Consider the following 16,408-nt stretch of genomic DNA (forward strand, 5'->3'; position numbering starts at 1 on the left):
GGGTCGCTCACGGCATCCGGAGCGGCGTCCCGTCTGCCTGCACCCGTTCGTACGACGGTTGACGCGCCGCCCGGACCCACGCGTACGCGCGCGTTCCCGGCAGGGGCCGGCGCACGGCGTCGAACCGCAGTCCAGCGTCGTCCTGGTCGGGCGACACCGTCAACTCAACGACACCGAACGGATGCCACCTCCCCACCGCAGACGCATGGCCCAGGGTGAGCGTCCACTCGGCGGTGGCGTCCTGTGACGTCTCGGTCGCGGAGGCGAGGCCGCGGGGGTCGGTCGCCCGGGGCCGACCCGACCGCGTGCGCGCCCCGAGCAGCACGGCGCCACGTCGGCCCCGGTACGGCAGCAGGGTGCCGAACCGCGCATGCTCGGCGCGTCGGTGCATCGCGAGGAAGAAGCGTGAAGGGATCCCCCACCCCGTCGACGCCAGTTCGATGTCGACCGGACGCCCGTCGTGGGTGACCCGCAGCGCGAGGCCGATGACGTCGGGCAGCGGCGCGGGCAGGCTGATCGAGCGCGACAGTCGGGCGACGACGGGAATGGCAGCGGTCGGGGCGTCGTCGATCCACGACACGTCGGCGGGCACGGCATCCGGAATCCAGCGGATCCTTCCCTCGTACACGACGCCGCGCGAATGGATCGGGCGGGGAGCGCGCAGAAGGCGAATCGCCGCGAAGGCGCCGTCGAGCAGCGCGCCGAGGGCTCGCGCGATGGGCGCTCGAGGGAGACGGGGGATGCCGGTGTCCGCGGTCATGCCCACATGGCACCCCGCGAGGGCGGCGTGCGGCGAGGGGGTTGCGCCCCGCTACTGTGAGTCACCATGAGCGGCGAGGTCGGGGGCAAGCGCATCGGCGTGCGCGAGGTCGCCGTCGCCGCGGGCGTCTCGACGCAGACCGTCTCTCGTGTGCTGAACGGGTATCCCGGCATCCGCGACGCGACCCGTGAGCGGGTTCTCGACGCGGTCGCCGCCCTCGACTACCGGGTCAACAACGCCGCTCGCGCGTTGGGCACGAGCCTCACGCGCACGGTCGGGGTCGTGGCATCCGACGCCGTCCTGCACGGGCCCGCCGCCGGCATCGCCGCCCTCGAACGGGCCGCGCGGGCGCGGGGTCGGTGGATCTCCACCGCGTACACCGACTCCGACGACCCGGCCGACATCGACGCCGCGGTGCGCCACCTGCTCGATCAGGGGGTCGATGGGATCGTGCTGGTCGCCGCCCACGGCGCCACCGCCCTGCACGGGTTCGACGTGCCGATCGTGCCGCTGTACGGCGAGTCCGGGGCCCGCCAGCGCGATGCGGCCGCGCTCGTCGTCGACCACCTCGCCGCCCTCGGACACCGTCGGATGATCGAGGTCGCCGGCCCCTCCGACTGGCGCGAATCCCTCGCCCGCACGGCGGGGGTCGCGGATGCCGTCGCCCGCCTCGACCTCGAGCTGGTCGATCGCGCAGAGGGGGACTGGAGCGCGGCATCCGGCTTCGCGCTCTCCGACGCCGTCGCCGCCCGCGTTCGCGAGGGGGTCACGGCCGTCGCCGTCGCGAACGACCAGATGGCCCTCGGTCTCATCGGAGGGCTCACCGCCCGAGGGCTCGCGGTGCCGTCCGATGTCTCGATCACGGGATTCGACGACAATCCGGATGCCGCGTTCTACACCCCCGCGCTCACGACCGTGCGCCTCGACGTCGAGGGCGAGGCCGCGCATGCGGTCGCGGCCGTGCTGGGCGACGCCTCGGCACCCCCGGCCGAACCGGTGCTGGTGGTGCGCGCTTCCACGGCTCCGCCGCGCTGAGGGGCCGCACCCCGGGCCGAACTCCGGAAGAACTCACCGGCCCGGCTGCCGCAGCCCTGCGACGTCAGCGGTCGACCGGAACCGGCGGCGCGGATCTCCGGAGTTCCGCACCGACGTCGCTGCCCTGCCGCGCGCCGGGCCACCGGCATCCGCCTCTCGCGAAGACGCGATGTTACCGGTAACATCGAATCCGGCCCCACCCGACCCCGTCGAAGGAGACACGCGTGTCCGCTGCCGCCACGTTCGCACCCGAGGTGCAGGAGGCGATCGACGCCGTCCGCGCCGACGTCGCGAAACTGCACGCCGAGCTCGTGCGCTACAACCTCATCGTCTGGACCGGCGGCAACGTCTCGGGCCGCGTTCCCGGCGCCGACCTGTTCGTCATCAAGCCCTCGGGCGTCTCGTACGATGACCTGGCCCCCGAGAACATGATCCTCTGCGACCTCGACGGCAACGCGATCCCCGGCACCCCCGGCTCCGAGCGCAGCCCCTCGAGCGACACCGCGGCGCACGCCTACGTCTACCGCCACATGCCCGAGGTCGGCGGGGTGGTGCACACGCACTCCACCTACGGCGTCGCCTGGGCCGCCCGCGGCGAAGAGATCCCGTGCGTCATCACCGCGATGGCCGACGAGTTCGGCGGCCCGATCCCCGTCGGTCCCTTCGCGATCATCGGCGACGACTCGATCGGCCGCGGCATCGTCGAGACCCTGCGCGGCCACCGCTCGCGCGGCGTGATCATGCAGAACCACGGCCCCTTCACGATCGGCACGAACGCGAAAGACGCCGTGAAGGCCGCCGTCATGCTCGAAGACGTCGCCCGCACCGTGCACATCGCGCGCGAGGCGGGTCCGCTCATCCCGATCCCGCAGGACAAGATCGACGCCCTCTACAACCGCTACCAGAACGTCTACGGACAGAGCACGGACGACCGCCGATGAACGCGCAGACCCCCGACACCGCGGCATCCGTCGCCGCCATCGCCGACGGCCGCGCCAGCCTCGGCATCGAACTCGGCTCCACGCGCATCAAGGCGTGCCTGATCGGCCCCGACGCCGAGGTGCTCGCCACCGGCTCCCACGAGTGGGAGAACGTCTACGCCGACAAGCTCTGGACCTACTCGCTGGATGCCGTGTGGTCGGGCCTGCAGGCCGCCTACGCGGCACTGGTCGCCGACGTGCAGCAGCGCTTCGGCGTCGCCCCCGAGCGCTACGCCGCCATGGGTGTCTCGGCGATGATGCACGGCTACCTGGCCTTCGACGCCGACGGCGAGCTGCTCGCGCCCTTCCGCACGTGGCGCAACACCAACACCGGTGTCGCCGCCGCCGAGCTCACCGAGCTGCTGGGCGTGAACATTCCGCTGCGCTGGTCGATCGCGCACCTGCACCAGGCCGTCGTCGATGCCGAGCCGCACGTGCCCGAGATCCGCTTCCTCACCACCCTCGCCGGGTACGTGCACGGGAAGCTCACCGGCGAGAAGGTGCTCGGCGTGGGCGATGCCTCGGGCATGTTCCCCATCGACTCCGCCACCCGCGACTACGACGCCGAGCTCGTTGCGCGCTACGACGCGCTCGCCGCGGGTCGCGTGCCCGCGCTGAACGACCTGCTGCCGCGCGTGCTCGTGGCCGGCACCGCCGCCGGCGCGCTGACCGACGAGGGCGCGACGCTGCTCGACCCGAGCGGGACCCTGCGCCCCGGCATCCCGTTCGCTCCTCCGGAGGGCGACGCGGGCACCGGCATGGTCGCGACCTGCGCCGTGGCTCCCCGCACCGGAAACGTCAGCGCCGGCACGAGCATCTTCGCGATGGTCGTGCTCGAACGCCCGCTCACCGAGGTGCACCACGAGCTCGACCTCGTCACGACCCCCTCGGGTGACGCGGTCGCGATGGTGCACTGCAACAACGGTGCGAGCGAGTTGGCCGCGTGGGCGAACATGTTCACCGCGTTCGCCGCCGCCGCCGGCACCCCGGTGACCCCGGATGCCACCTACGCGGCGCTGTTCGACGCGGCGCTGAACGGCGAGGCCGACGCCGGCGGACTGCTGGCCTACAACCACCTCGCGGGCGAGCCCATCGCGGGTCTCGACGAGGGCCGACCGCTCGTCGTGCGCACCCCCGACAGTCTTCTGACGCTGCCGAACTTCATGCGCGCGCAGCTGTACGGCGTGTTCGGCACCCTCGCGCTCGGCATGGACGTGCTCCACGGCGAGGGCGTGCAGCTCGACAAGATGTATGCGCACGGCGGCATGTTCCGCACGGCCGGCGTCGCCCAGCGCTTCCTCGCCGCCGCCCTCGACGCCCCCGTCGCGGTCGCCGAGACGGCGTCGGAGGGCGGGGCGTGGGGCATGGCCGTGCTGGCCGCGTACGTCGCCGACGACTCCGGCCGCGACCTCGACCAGTGGCTGCGCGAGACGGTGTTCGCCACCGCCCCGATCGTCACCGCCGACCCCGAACCCGCTGATGTGGCCGGTTTCTCGTCCTACCTCGACCGCTACCGCGCAGGCCTCGCCGTCGAGGCCGCCGCCGTGGCATCCCTCTGATCACCCGAAAAGGAACAGTCATGACCCGCACTCCCCTCAAGAACGACCTCGACGGCTACGAGGTCTGGTTCGTCACCGGTAGCCAGAACCTCTACGGCGAAGAGACGCTCACGCAGGTCGCCGAGCAGTCGCAGGCCGTCGTCGAGGGCCTGAACGGCCTGCCGGTGAAGGTCGTCTGGAAGCCCGTGCTGAAGGACTCCGACAGCATCCGCCGCATGGCACTCGAGATCAACGGCCGCGACGACGTAATCGGCGTCATCGCGTGGATGCACACCTTCAGCCCGGCGAAGATGTGGATCGCCGGCCTCGACGCCCTGCAGAAGCCGCTGCTGCACCTGCACACGCAGGCCAACGTCGAGCTGCCGTGGAACGACATCGACTTCGACTTCATGAACCTCAACCAGGCCGCCCACGGCGACCGCGAGTTCGGGTACATCCAGACGCGCCTCGGCGTCTCGCGCAAGACGGTCGTCGGCCACGTGTCGAACCCCGCCGTGCGCCAGCAGATCGAGGACTGGGAGCGCGCCGCCGCCGGCTGGACCGCCGCCCGCACCCTCAAGCTCGCGCGCTTCGGCGACAACATGCGCTACGTCGCCGTCACCGAGGGCGACAAGACCGAGGCCGAGCTCCGCTTCGGCGTGCAGGTCAACACCTGGGGCGTCAACGAGCTCGTCGAGGCTGTGGAGAAGGCATCGGATGCCGACATCGACGCCCTCGTGCAGGAGTACGTCGACAGCTACGACGTCGTCGACGAGCTGCTCCCCGGCGGCGCGCGTCACCAGTCGCTGCGCGACGGCGCGGCGATCGAGCTGGGCCTGCGCTCGTTCCTCGAGGAGGGCGGCTTCGGTGCCTTCACGACTTCGTTCGAAGACCTCGGCGCGCTGAAGCAGCTGCCCGGTCTCGCGGTGCAGCGCCTCATGGCCGAGGGGTACGGCTTCGGCGCCGAGGGCGACTGGAAGACCGCGATCCTCGTGCGCGTCGCCAACGTCATGGGCGCGGGCCTGCCCGGCGGTGCCTCGCTCATGGAGGACTACACCTACGACCTCGTCCCCGGCAACGAGCGCATCCTCGGGGCGCACATGCTCGAGGTCTCGCCCTCGCTGACCACGAAGAAGCCGCGCCTCGAGATCCACGAGCTGGGCATCGGCGGCAAGGACGACCCCGTGCGCCTGGTCTTCACCGCCGACGCCGGCCCCGCGCTGGTCGTCGCGATGAGCGACATGCGCGACCGCTTCCGCCTGGTGGCCAACGTCGTCGAGAACGTCGACGCGCCCGACCTGCCGAAGCTCCCCGTGGGCCGCGCGGTGTGGAAGCCCGCCCCCGACTTCGCGACCTCGGCCGGCTGCTGGCTCGCCGCCGGCGCCGCCCACCACACCGTTATGACGACGGCCGTGGGCATCGAGGTGTTCCGCGACTTCGCGGAGATCGCCAAGACCGAACTCGTCGTGATCGACGACGACACCACGGTCCGCGGTTTCCAGAGCGAACTGCGCTGGAACCAGGCGTACTACCGCCTGGCCCAGGGCCTGTAAGACCCGTCGCCCCGGGAGCCGCACTGCCCCGGGGTGACGCGGTACGTGCGCGTCCCGCTCTCTCGAGACGCGCTCCCGCCCGACGAGGCCTCCCTATCGCCTCGACGAGCGGATCGTGCCCCGGACCCGGGGCGGCGGTGGGCCGCCGAGGGTCCGGGGCACGTTTTCGTGTGGTCACCCGGCCTGCATCTCTCGGGACGCGGATGCCATGGCATCCGGTGCGGGGGTGCTCGTCCCCATTTCGGTGGGGGCGTGTCCCAGATTGTGCGGTTTGCGGGGTGTTCAGCCCGCACTTTTCGGGACATGGGTGCGGTGGCAGCCGGTGCGGGGAGGGACCTGTCGCCGGGCCGGAACCCGGCCGAGGAATACCCTTCGACCTCGCACGGTTGCCGTTCGTTCACCTCGACCGATGGGAACCCCGTTTTGACTGAATCCGCACACGCCCTCGTGGTCGGCGCGACCGGTATCGCCGGCGGCGCGCTGATCGACCGACTGTCCGACGAGGGATGGGCGGTGACCGGCCTTTCCCGTCGGCCGGGTGCGGAGCGTCCGGGTGTCGGCTGGCGGTCGGCCGACCTGCGCTCGCCCGAGTCGCTGCGCGCGGCGTTGGGCGACCTGCCCGTCACGCACGTGTTCTTCACGGCGTGGTCGCGGCAGGACACCGAGGCCGAGAACATCGCCGTCAATGGCGGCATGGTGCGCGACCTGCTGGCCGCCCTGGACGATGCCCCCGTGCGACACGTCGCGCTGATGACCGGGCTCAAGCACTACCTCGGCCCGTTCGAGGCGTACGGCCAGGGCGAGATGCCCGACACCCCGTTCCACGAGGACGAGCCGCGACTCGACGTCGACAACTTCTACTACGCGCAGGAGGACGAGCTGTTCGCGGCCGCCCGCCGTCAGGGCTTCACGTGGTCGGTGCACCGTTCGCACACGGTTCTCGGCCATGCCGTCGGCAACGCGATGAACATGGGGCTCACGATCGCCGTCGCCGCCGCGATCAGCCGCCACACGGGCCGGCCGCTCGTCTTCCCGGGCAGCGAGACCCAGTGGAACGGCCTCACCGACGTCACCGACGCCGACCTGCTGGCGAGCCAGATGGTCTGGGCGGCCACGCACCCCGAGGGCGCGGACGAGGCGTTCAACACCGCGAACGGCGACGTCTTCCGGTGGCGCTGGATGTGGCCGCTCATCGCGGCAGACCTCGGCGTCGAGGCGGAGGGATTCGACACCGCCCCGCGGCCGTTCGAGCAGCAGATGGCCGGTGCGGCGCCGGTGTGGGCCGAGATCGTCGAACAGCACGGACTCGTCGAACCCGACATCACGCGCGTCGCCTCGTGGTGGCACACCGATGCCGATCTCGGGCGCGACATCGAGGTCATGACCGACATGTCGAAGAGCCGCCTCGCGGGGTTCACCGAGCATCACCGCACGCGCGACGCGTTCATGAAGCTCTTCGAGCGGTACCGCGCGGCACGCCTCATTCCCTGAGGGTGAGCGGCGGGGCGACCCGTCCGCCGGCGGCGGCTAGCGGTTTGGGGCGCTTCCTCTCGTTCGGGGCGGAGAATTCACGCCCCGAACGGACGAACGCGCCCCGAACCGGATTACAGCCGCTGCCCCAGCGCCCACAGGCGGTCGGCGCGGCCCGAGATCGCCTCCGACAGCGCAAAGGCCTGCGCGTCGGTCAGCGACGCGACGTAGTCGACGATGCCGCGCGAGCGCGCGAGGGTCTCGGCCTCGGCATCCGTCGGGCGGCGCTCGGCGGGCAGCTGTGCGTACTGCTCGCGCGCCAGCGCGATGAGCTCGCGGAGGCGCCGCGGCGTGCGGGCGCGGTCGAGGTCGTCGTCGAGCCACTCGCCGAGCGCGCGCACCGACCGCGCGAGGATGCGGCTCATGCCGCGCTGCTGGATCGCCAGGTCGGGGCGGCTGAGCACGAACCGCTTGTGCACGAACTTCAACACTTCGACGTGATGCCAGGCCCAGGGCGAGAGCACGACGGGCCCGGCGCGGGGAGTGTCGAGGGGACGCAGACGCGCCGACTCCTGGAAGCGGCGGATCCACCGATCCGTGAACCCGGCCAGCCGGCGCTCGGCCGTCAGCGACCCGTCGAACGGGCGCGCGAGCAGGTCGGTGACCATCTCGGCATCCACGTCGCTGACCGCGGCGAGGAAGGCCTCATCGTCGGCGATCCAGGGGTCGTCGCGGCGCATCTTGCGGCGCAGGCGCTCGAGACCGGCTCCGGGGGCGAGCTCCGCGCGCACCTCGGCATCGTCGCGCGAACGCCACTCGAGCACGTCGTCGAGCCAGCCGCGGAACTCCGCGGCGATCGGGGCGTGGTCGAGGATGCCGGCGCGATAGAAGTCGTCGACGTCGTGCACCGAGTAGGCGATGTCGTCGGCGAGGTCCATCACCGCGCCCTCGATGCTCTGGCGCAGTGGCTCGGCATCAACGCCCTGACGCGCTTCGGCGAGGTCGTCGAGGTCGATGTCGTACGCGGAGTACTTGTGCACGCGGTACGCGCCGTCGGGGGAGCGGCGGATGCCACGGGGCGGGCCGATCCGCTCGATGTCGGCCGCGCCGACCGACGGAGCCCACGGGTACTTGGCCGAGGCGGCACGGACGGCGGCCGTGAGATTGAGTCCGCGCGGGGCGTTCTCGACCACGTCGAGCGCGGTGAGGATGCGGTAGGTCTGCGCGTTGCCCTCGAACCCGTCGGCGAGGCCCAGCTCGTCGCGGGCGAGCCTGTCGAGGGTGGTCTCGCCGAGGTGGCCGAACGGCGGGTGCCCGAGGTCGTGCGCGTAGGCCGCGGCCTCGACGACGGTGGCGTTGCAGACGTCGCCCTCTCCGGCCTGGCGTGAGCGGGTGTTCAGCTGCAGGGCGACGACACGGGCGATCGCGCTGACCTTGAGCGTGTGGGTGAGGCGGTTGTGCACCGGGGCCCCGCCCATCGACGGCGAGACGACCTGCGTCACGGCCGAGAGTCGCGAGAAGTACGGCGAGAACTGGATGCGCTCGAGGTCGATCGACCACGGATCGGCCCGGGCGTCGTCCCCGTCGGGGTAGACACGCGAAGCGAGGTTGCCGACGGCGCGCTCGTGGCGCGAGCTCGAGGCGGCCCCACCGGAGACGGGATGTGCGAGCGCAGCGGCATCCGGGGGCGTGGTCTCGTCGTGCAGCGTCATCCGGTCCTCTCGCGGCGTCGATGGCGTGGGTCAACGCTAACGCGGCGCCGGGTCGTTGGCAGTGCCGGAGACGACCGCGATCGCCGGTGTTACATTCGACTCGCCCGCACTGTGGCACTCGAAGATCTCCTCGACGCCGGAACCATCGTGGCCATCGGTTCCGACTGGCCCATCGGGCCCTTCGACCCGCGGGAGATCATCGCGATCGCTGAGATGCGACGGCGGGTGGGCGCGGTCGACATGGGCGCGGTGGTGCCGTCGCAGCGGCTGACACGGGCAGAGGCCCTCACGGCGTGCACGCTCTCTGCGGCGCAGACTGCCGGAGTGGACGAGGGGGCGATCGCCCCCGGGCGCAGCGCAAGCTTCACCGTGTTCCAGGGCGACCTTTTCGCCCCGCCCCCGACGACCTGCCTGCCGTGGCCGTACGGGGCACGATCATCGAGGACGTGGTCGGTTTCGCCGCCGCCGTCGACGTCCTGAGCGGTCCCGCCGGCTGAGGTCCCCGCCCCGCCCGGGGCCGGTCCAGAGTCCAGAACACCCGGAGGGCCCGAGAATCCGTCCGGGTGTTCTGGACGTTCGAGCGGTAGTTCTCCGCTGCGCCGAGAGTCAGCCTCGCCGCACCTCGACGTCGACCACGCGCTGTGCGCCGGCCGTGATGCGAGCATGATCGAGCGCATCTCGGAGCTTCATCGGCTCGCGCACTCCCCGCTTATACGCCTCCGTGCCGACCGCCGCAATCATCCGGGCCGCCGTGTACTCGAGAAGGCGCCCGGCTTAACGTTGCGAGTGTGACGCTGAACCATATTCGACGAGGGACGGGCAGCCCGCTGCTGCTGGTGCACGGCTTGGGCGCGGGCTGGCGATCCTGGGCCCCGATCCTCGACGACCTGGCCCGGCACCGTGAGGTCATCGCCGTCGATCTGCCGGGGTTCGGTCAGACACCGCCGCTGTCCGGTGACGTTTCCATCGCCACGTTGACCGACTCCGTCGCGGACTTCATCCGCGAGCAGGGGCTGGATGGGGTCTCCACCGTCGGGCAGTCGATGGGCGGCCGAATCGTGCTCGAGCTCGCGCGGAGGGGAGTCGGCGCAGACACCGTGGCGTTGGACCCCGGCGGCTTCTGGAGTCCCCGTGAGCGTGCCGTCTTCGCCGCCACGCTGCGGCCGTCGATCGCGCTGGTCCGAGCATTGCGCGGCACGCTGCCGGCCCTGCTCGGCAACCCCGTCGGGCGGACGCTGCTCCTGGCGCAGCTGTCAACGCGACCCTGGGCTCTTTCGCGGGAAACCGTGCTGGCGGACGTGCGCGGACTGGCCGATTCCCCCTCGGTCGGAGACGCCATGGACGCTCTCACGAAAGGCCCGCTGCAACAGGGCGCCCCCGCAGGCACGGCACCCGGCCGGGTCACCATCGGGTGGGGTCGGCGCGACCTCGTGACGGTGCCGAAACAGGCCGATCGCGCCACGCGACTGTTCCCCGACGCCTCGCTCCACTGGTTCGAACGGTGCGGCCATTTCCCGCAATGGGACGCCCCCCGCGAAGCGACGCAACTCATCCTCGACCGCACCAGCTGATACAGAGGACTGCGCGACCGTCACCGGCAGCCGGGTTTCCGGGTTCGGCGCGAAACGTCGTGCTCCGTTTCGCGCCGAACCCGGCCTCACCCCCTCCGCACGTCCACCTCGACGATCCGCGCGTCATCGATGCCCAGCTCGTACGCCGGCCCGGTGATCCGCAGCGTCACCGACTCGTCGACCGCCGCGCACGACGGCCCGAGCCGTAGCTCCACCTCGCCCGCCTCGACCACACGTCGCAGCGCACGATCGCTGTAGGCAAGACGCGATGCGGGCACGGTGAAGCGCACGTCGGCGCTCTCGCCGGGATCGAGTTCCACACGCGCGTACGCCACGAGCTGCGCGACGGGGCGCGTGACGGTCGCAACAGCACGATGCGCGTAAATCTGCACGACGTCGGCGCCGCACACGGCTCCGGTGTTCGTTACGCGAGCCGAGACGGTGAACGCATCGCCGGCGCGCGCCTCGGCGGAGATTCCGGATGCCGGCACACCGGCGTCGCGGCGCGCGTGGGTCGCCGTGACTCCGTCCACCCGTAGCTCCCCCCTCTCGAACGTCGTGTACGACAACCCGAATCCGAACGGGCGCACGGGGGTGGGGTCGGTGCTCGTGACGCCCGACGGCCCGCCCAGCAGGGGGTGGAGGTAGGAGTAGGGCTGCGCACCGGCGGAACGGGGGAGCGAGACGGGCAGGCGCCCCGAGGGGGTGGCCTCTCCGGCGAGCAGCGCGGCCAGCGCGGGCCCGCCCTCCTCGCCGGGGAAGAACGCCTGCAGCACCGCCGCCGGTCCCGCGACGGTGTCGAGCGCCCAGCCCAGGGCGTAGGGCCGCCCGGTCAGCAGCACGAGCACGACGGGGGTACCGGTCGCGACGACCGCCTCGACGAGCTGTCGCTGCACGCCGGGCAGCTCGAGGGAATCGGCGTCGTTGCCCTCGCCGACCGTTCCACGGCCGAAGAGTCCGGACCGGTCGCCGACGACGACGATCGCGACCTCGGCGTCGCGCGCGGCGGCCACCGCGGCATCCAGACCCGAGAGGTCCGTCCCCTCCACCTCGCATCCGCGGGTGTAGGAGACCTCGCCGAACCGCCCGGCGAGGGCCTCGCGGACCGTCGGGATCTCGAAGCCCATCGGGGTTCCGGGGTGGTGCGCGAGCACGTGGTTCGCGAACGAGTAGCAGCCCATGAGCGCTTCGGCGCTGTCGGCGTTCGGTCCGATCACGGCGATCCGCGTTCCGGCGGCGAGGGGGAGGACGCCGTCGTTGCGCAGCAGCACGGCCGATTCCTCGGCGAGTCGACGCGCGAGGGCGCGATGCCCGGCGTCGTCGAGGTCGATGTGCTGCGGGGGCGTGGAGAAGTCGGCATCCAGCAGCCCGAGGTCCTCCTTCTCGGCGAGCACGCGAGCGACGGCGCGGTCGACGACGGCTTCGGGAAGAGCGCCGGATGCCACCCGCTCGGCCAGGAACGGATAGGCGTCGGGGCCGGGGAGCTCGACGTCGATGCCCGCCTCGAGCGCGAGCTGAGCGGCCTCGCCGCGGTCGGCGGCGATCCCGTGCATCGAGCGGAGGAACTCGACCGCGAAGTAGTCCGACACGACGGTGCCGTCGAAGCCCCACTGCCGGCGCAGGAGGTCGGTCAGCAGCTCGTGCGAAGAGGCCACCGGCACGCCGTCGATCTCGGTGTACGAGTTCATGACGCTGCGTGCGCCGCCGTCGCGCACGGCCATCTCGAACGGCGGCAGGAACACGTCCTGCAGCTCGCGGCGTCCGGCCGACACGGGCGCGTGGTTGCGCCCGGCCCTCGAGGCGGAGTACCCCGCGAAGTGCTTCAGCGTGGCGTGCACCCCGGCGTCCTGAAGTCCGCGCACGTATGCCGTGCCGATCGTGCCGACCACGTACGGATCTTCGGCGATGCACTCGTCGACGCGTCCCCACCGGGCGTCGCGCACCACGTCGAGCACGGGCGAGAGGCCCTGGTGCACCCCGACCTCGCGCATCGAGCGACCGATGGCGGATGCCATGAGCTCGACGGCATCCGGATCGAACGACGCGCCCCAGGCGAGGGGCGTCGGGAAGGTCGCCGCCTGCCAGGCCGCGAAGCCCGTGAGGCATTCCTCGTGCACGAGGGCGGGGATACCCAGGCGCGTCTCGGTCTGGAGCCGTCGCTGCTCGCCCCAGAGCCACTCGGCACGCTCGACCGGGTCGACCGGTCGGGTGCCGTAGACGCGGGTGAGGTGGCCGAGGCCGTGCACGGTGGCATCCGCATAGGCGGTGGTGGTGACCTTCTCGCCGGAGAGCGGGGCGACGACCTCATCGCCCTGGTCGACCCAGTAGCCCACCAGCTGCGCAAGCTTCTCGTCGAGGGTCATCTCGGCCACGAGCGCCTGCACGCGAGGGGACACCCCGGTGGCGAGGGCAGCGCCGACGTCGGTGTTGTGGATGGTCATGATGGGTCAGCCCTTCACGGCGCCGGTGAGGCCGCCGACGATCCGGCGCTCGAACACGCTGAAGAACAGCAGAGCGGGGATCATCGACAGCGAGGTGAATGCGAGCACGCGCGCGGTGTCGACGGAGTACTGAGAGGCGAACGCCTGCGTTCCGAGGGGCAGGGTGAAGGCGGCCTCGTTGTTGAGGATGAACAGCGGCAGCATGTACGAGTTCCAGCTGTTGACGAACGCCAGGATGCCGACGGTCACCACCGCGGGGACGGCGAGGGGCAGCACCATGCGCCAGAAGAACCCGAGGCGGCCGAGCCCGTCGATCGAGGCGGCCTCCTGCAGCTCCTTCGGGATGGCCGCGAGGAAGGGCGACAGGATGATGATCGTCAGCGGCAGGGCGAAGGCGATCTGCGGCACGATGACGCCCGCCAGCGAGTTCATCAGGCCGAGGTTGCGCACGAGGATGTACAGCGGCGTGATGGCGACCGTCATCGGGAACATCAGGCCCGCGGTGAACAGCGCGAACACCGCGCCGCGGCCGCGGAAGCGGTAGCGCGCCAGGGCGTACGCGGCCATCAGGCCGAGGGCGACGACGAAGACCGTGGTGGCGATCGCCGCGATCGCGGAGTTGCCGACCTGGCCCCAGAAGATGGGGCTGCCCAGCACGTCGGCGTAGTTCTGCCAGTTCCAGGTGGTCGGGAAGCCGGCCGGGTCGACGGTGATCTCGGCGTTCGAGCGGAAGCCGCCGAGGATGATGTAGACCACCGGGGCCAGCATCATGCCGATCAGCAGCAGAGCGACGAAGCCCACGGCGATCGAGCTGGAGCGCTTCGCCCCGGCGGGGGAGCGCAGCGTCGAGCGCGGGGCCTTGGGGGCCACGAGGGTGGCGGTGGCGGTCATTCGGAACCTCCGGTGAGGGCGCCGGCGGTGTCGCGCCGCAGCACGAAGCGCTGGTAGATGAGGGCGACGGCGAGCGAGATGAGGAACATCACCACGGCCACGGCGCTGCCGTAGCCGAAGCTGCCCGCGTTGCGGCCGTTGGCGACCATGTAGGTGGCCATGGTCGAGGTGCCGGCGGTCGAGGCGACGTACTGGCCCCAGATGATCCAGACGAGGTCGAACAACTGCAGCGAGCCGATGATCGACAGGAACGCCCAGATGCGGATCGTCGGACCCATCAGCGGCAGCACGATGTGGCGCTGGATCTGCCAGTACGAGGCGCCGTCGATCGCGGCGGCCTCGCTGAGCTCTTCGGGGATGCCCTGGAGGCCGGCGAGGAAGAGGATCACCGCGAAGCCGATGTACTTCCACGTGATGATGATCAGCAGCGTCCAGATCGCCAGCGCCGGGTCGGAGATCCAGTCGGCGCGGAGGGCGCCGAGCCCGATCTTCTCCAGCGCTCCGTTGAGTGCGCCGCCCGACTGCAGCATCAGGCCCCAGCCGAGACCGACGACGACCTCGGAGATGACGTAGGGCACGAAGATGAGCACGCGGATCAGTGACTGCGCCCGCATCTTGCGGTTCAGCAGCAGCGCGAGCCCGAGGGCGAGGGGCCCCTGCAGCACGAGCGAGCCGATCACGATGAAGGCGTTGTGGCCGAGCGCCTCGTGGAACGCGGGGTCGGTGAGGATCGTGACGTAGTTGCGGATGCCGACGAAGTCGACGGGAGCGCCGAAGCCCGACCACTTGTAGAAGCCGTAGTAGGCGGCCAGGGCGACGGGGAGGATGACGAACGAAACGAACACCACCAGGGCGGGCCCCAGGAGGATCGCGAGTTCGCCGCGGATGCGCCAGTTCTCGAGCCGCCGCCGCGCGGGCGGCCGCCCGGCCGAGGGGGTGCGGTGCGCACCCTCCCCGGCCGGGCGGCGAGACCCGGCGTCGGTCGCCGAAGCGGCGAGCTGCGTGGTCATGAGCGGTGTCCTCAGCGGGAGGCCGCGGCGTTGACGGCGTCGACGATGCCCTGCGGCGAGCCCTTGCCGGCGAACATGTCGACGACGGCGACGTTCAGCGCGTTGCCGACGTTCTGGCCGTAGAGGGTGTCGAGCCACACCGAGACGTACGGTGCCTTCGAATAGGCCTCGAGCACCGACTTCAGCGCGGGGGTCGTCACCGCTCCCTCGGCCTCGCTCGAGGCGGGAAGGGTCTGGAAGGCCTTCGCGTAGGCCTCCTGGTTCTCCTTGTTGACGAGGAAGTTCAAGAAGTCGGTGCACTGCGCGGGAGCGTTGACCCAGCACGAGTAGCCGTCGACGCCGCCCATCATGGCGCCGGGTTCACCGTCGCCGCCCGAGACCTCGGGGAAGGGGAACCAGCCGAGGTCGGCCAGGGGCTGCTCGTCGGGGGTGAGCGAGGCGATCACGCCCGGGTCCCACGCGCCCATGAGCTCCATGGCGGCCTGGTGGTTGGCCAGCAGACCCGCCGACGAACCGGCGCCCTGCTGGGCGGCGGTGGTGAGGAAGCCGTCGTTGAAGGGCTGCGTCGCGAGGAACGACTGCAGGTCTTCGCCGGCCTTCAGCCAGCACGGGTCGTCGAAGCTGCGGCTGGCGGCGGCGGAGTCGAGCACGTCCTTCGAGCACGCGCGCAGCGCGAAGTTGTAGTACCAGTGGGCGGCGGGCCAGGCGTCCTTGGCACCGACGGCGATCGGGGCGACGCCGGTCGCCTTGATCTTGGCGTTGGCCGCCTCGAGCTCGTCGATGGTCTTCGGCGCCGCGGTGACGCCGGCGGCCGTCAACAGGTCTTGGGAGGTGAAGATGCCGGAGGGGAGCACGGCGACGGGCATGCCGTAGTTCTTGCCGTCGATCTCGAAGGCCGGCAGCGAGGAGCCCAGGGCCGTCTTGGCGTCGGCCGAGATCTTGTCGGTCAGGTCCATCGCCTGGCCGGCGGTGACGATGTCGGCGAGCTTGCCGCCGCCGCGGGCCATGAACAGGTCGGGGGCGTCGCCCGAGTTGAGGGCGGTCTGGAGCTTGCCGTCCATCTCCTCGTTCTGCACGGCCTGGATCTCGACGGTGACGCCCGGGTTCGCCGCCTCGAACGCGGCCGCGGTGTCTTCCCAGTACTTCTTGCCGTCGCCGGTCGTGGAGTTGTGCCAGAGCGTCAGGGTGACGCTGCCGTCGGCGTTCTGGCCGCTGCCGCCGCCTGCGGCGCAACCGCCGAGCGCGAGGGTGCCGGCGACGGCGAGGGCCGCTCCGGCGAGGATCTTGCGCGTGTTCATGTGATGCCCGTTTCTCTTCGTCGAGGTGCGCCGCGGGGCGCGTCGGTCGTTCGGCTGCTCTGCCGTTCGTGTACTGCCGTTCCTGCGCTTCTCGGGGTCTGCTGCCCGCCGAGGTGTCAGCAGTGTCGCCCGGAGCCCGCGACATCGTC

At 71.3% G+C, this 16,408-nt stretch carries 13 protein-coding genes; 7 read left to right on the forward strand and 6 right to left on the reverse strand.

What is annotated here, in order from left to right:
- Nucleotides 1-7: 7 nt before the first annotated feature.
- Entirely contained in the window at nt 8-760 is a 753-nt protein-coding gene (locus ABXS86_RS13435; protein WP_353664810.1) for a hypothetical protein, read from the reverse strand.
- 66 nt (nt 761-826) lie between these two features.
- Here ABXS86_RS13435 and ABXS86_RS13440 point away from each other — a divergent pair, with 66 nt between their 5' ends.
- From ABXS86_RS13440 to ABXS86_RS13460, 5 genes are all read left to right on the forward strand, one after another.
- Nucleotides 827-1,795, forward strand: coding sequence for a LacI family DNA-binding transcriptional regulator (locus ABXS86_RS13440; RefSeq protein WP_353664811.1), 969 nt, complete (start codon nt 827-829; stop codon nt 1,793-1,795).
- 224 nt (nt 1,796-2,019) lie between these two features.
- Nucleotides 2,020-2,736 (forward strand): L-ribulose-5-phosphate 4-epimerase, encoded by a 717-nt coding sequence (locus ABXS86_RS13445; RefSeq protein WP_307213831.1) that lies wholly within the window; start codon nt 2,020-2,022, stop codon nt 2,734-2,736.
- Nucleotides 2,733-4,334, forward strand: a complete 1,602-nt coding sequence (locus tag ABXS86_RS13450) for a xylulokinase (protein ID WP_353664812.1) — start codon at nt 2,733-2,735, stop codon at nt 4,332-4,334. The genes ABXS86_RS13445 and ABXS86_RS13450 overlap by 4 nt, the downstream gene beginning before the upstream one ends.
- 20 nt (nt 4,335-4,354) lie before the next feature.
- Nucleotides 4,355-5,866, forward strand: coding sequence for an L-arabinose isomerase (araA, locus tag ABXS86_RS13455; protein WP_307213828.1), 1,512 nt, complete (start codon nt 4,355-4,357; stop codon nt 5,864-5,866).
- Between the two features lie 423 nt (nt 5,867-6,289).
- The gene (locus ABXS86_RS13460) at nt 6,290-7,357 is read left to right on the forward strand and encodes an SDR family oxidoreductase (RefSeq protein ID WP_353664813.1); all 1,068 of its coding nucleotides are present in this window, start codon (nt 6,290-6,292) and stop codon (nt 7,355-7,357) included.
- A 113-nt stretch (nt 7,358-7,470) separates the two neighbouring features.
- Here ABXS86_RS13460 and ABXS86_RS13465 read toward each other — a convergent pair whose 3' ends face one another.
- Complete coding sequence (locus ABXS86_RS13465) at nt 7,471-9,048, reverse strand: deoxyguanosinetriphosphate triphosphohydrolase family protein (protein WP_353664814.1); 1,578 nt, start codon at nt 9,046-9,048, stop codon at nt 7,471-7,473.
- A gap of 111 nt (nt 9,049-9,159) precedes the next feature.
- Here ABXS86_RS13465 and ABXS86_RS13470 point away from each other — a divergent pair, with 111 nt between their 5' ends.
- Together ABXS86_RS13470 and ABXS86_RS13475 are read left to right on the forward strand one after the other, a co-directional pair.
- Nucleotides 9,160-9,528: an amidohydrolase family protein gene (locus tag ABXS86_RS13470; RefSeq protein WP_353664815.1), complete on the forward strand. Its 369-nt coding sequence runs from the start codon at nt 9,160-9,162 to the stop codon at nt 9,526-9,528.
- Nucleotides 9,529-9,836: 308 nt separating this feature from the next.
- Nucleotides 9,837-10,619: an alpha/beta fold hydrolase gene (locus ABXS86_RS13475; RefSeq protein WP_056224106.1), complete on the forward strand. Its 783-nt coding sequence runs from the start codon at nt 9,837-9,839 to the stop codon at nt 10,617-10,619.
- A gap of 86 nt (nt 10,620-10,705) precedes the next feature.
- Here the strand turns inward: ABXS86_RS13475 and ABXS86_RS13480 are convergent, their stop codons facing one another.
- From ABXS86_RS13480 to ABXS86_RS13495, 4 genes are read right to left on the reverse strand one after another with little or no spacing between them, the layout of a single operon-like run.
- The gene (locus ABXS86_RS13480) at nt 10,706-13,060 is read right to left on the reverse strand and encodes a beta-glucosidase family protein (RefSeq protein WP_353664816.1); all 2,355 of its coding nucleotides are present in this window, start codon (nt 13,058-13,060) and stop codon (nt 10,706-10,708) included.
- 6 nt (nt 13,061-13,066) lie between these two features.
- The gene (locus tag ABXS86_RS13485; RefSeq protein WP_307213818.1) at nt 13,067-13,951 is read right to left on the reverse strand and encodes a carbohydrate ABC transporter permease; all 885 of its coding nucleotides are present in this window, start codon (nt 13,949-13,951) and stop codon (nt 13,067-13,069) included.
- The gene (locus tag ABXS86_RS13490; protein WP_353664817.1) at nt 13,948-14,961 is read right to left on the reverse strand and encodes a carbohydrate ABC transporter permease; all 1,014 of its coding nucleotides are present in this window, start codon (nt 14,959-14,961) and stop codon (nt 13,948-13,950) included. Before ABXS86_RS13490 ends, ABXS86_RS13485 begins: the two co-directional genes overlap by 4 nt.
- 11 nt (nt 14,962-14,972) lie before the next feature.
- Nucleotides 14,973-16,259 (reverse strand): extracellular solute-binding protein, encoded by a 1,287-nt coding sequence (locus ABXS86_RS13495; protein ID WP_353664818.1) that lies wholly within the window; start codon nt 16,257-16,259, stop codon nt 14,973-14,975.
- Nucleotides 16,260-16,408: the final 149 nt, after the last annotated feature.

This window comes from Microbacterium sp. che218, assembly GCF_040436305.1.
Classification (GTDB): domain Bacteria; phylum Actinomycetota; class Actinomycetes; order Actinomycetales; family Microbacteriaceae; genus Microbacterium; species Microbacterium algihabitans.

Bases quoted from the DNA above. Each gene is read 5' to 3' on its own strand.
- ABXS86_RS13435 (WP_353664810.1), bottom strand. From the start codon at position 760: ATGACCGCGGACACCGGCATCCCCCGTCTCCCTCGAGCGCCCATCGCG.
- ABXS86_RS13440 (WP_353664811.1), top strand. From the start codon at position 827: ATGAGCGGCGAGGTCGGGGGCAAGCGCATCGGCGTGCGCGAGGTCGCC.
- ABXS86_RS13450 (WP_353664812.1), top strand. From the start codon at position 2,733: ATGAACGCGCAGACCCCCGACACCGCGGCATCCGTCGCCGCCATCGCC.
- araA (WP_307213828.1), top strand. From the start codon at position 4,355: ATGACCCGCACTCCCCTCAAGAACGACCTCGACGGCTACGAGGTCTGG.
- ABXS86_RS13465 (WP_353664814.1), bottom strand. From the start codon at position 9,048: ATGACGCTGCACGACGAGACCACGCCCCCGGATGCCGCTGCGCTCGCA.
- ABXS86_RS13480 (WP_353664816.1), bottom strand. From the start codon at position 13,060: ATGACCATCCACAACACCGACGTCGGCGCTGCCCTCGCCACCGGGGTG.
- ABXS86_RS13485 (WP_307213818.1), bottom strand. From the start codon at position 13,951: ATGACCGCCACCGCCACCCTCGTGGCCCCCAAGGCCCCGCGCTCGACG.
- ABXS86_RS13490 (WP_353664817.1), bottom strand. From the start codon at position 14,961: ATGACCACGCAGCTCGCCGCTTCGGCGACCGACGCCGGGTCTCGCCGC.
- ABXS86_RS13495 (WP_353664818.1), bottom strand. From the start codon at position 16,259: ATGAACACGCGCAAGATCCTCGCCGGAGCGGCCCTCGCCGTCGCCGGC.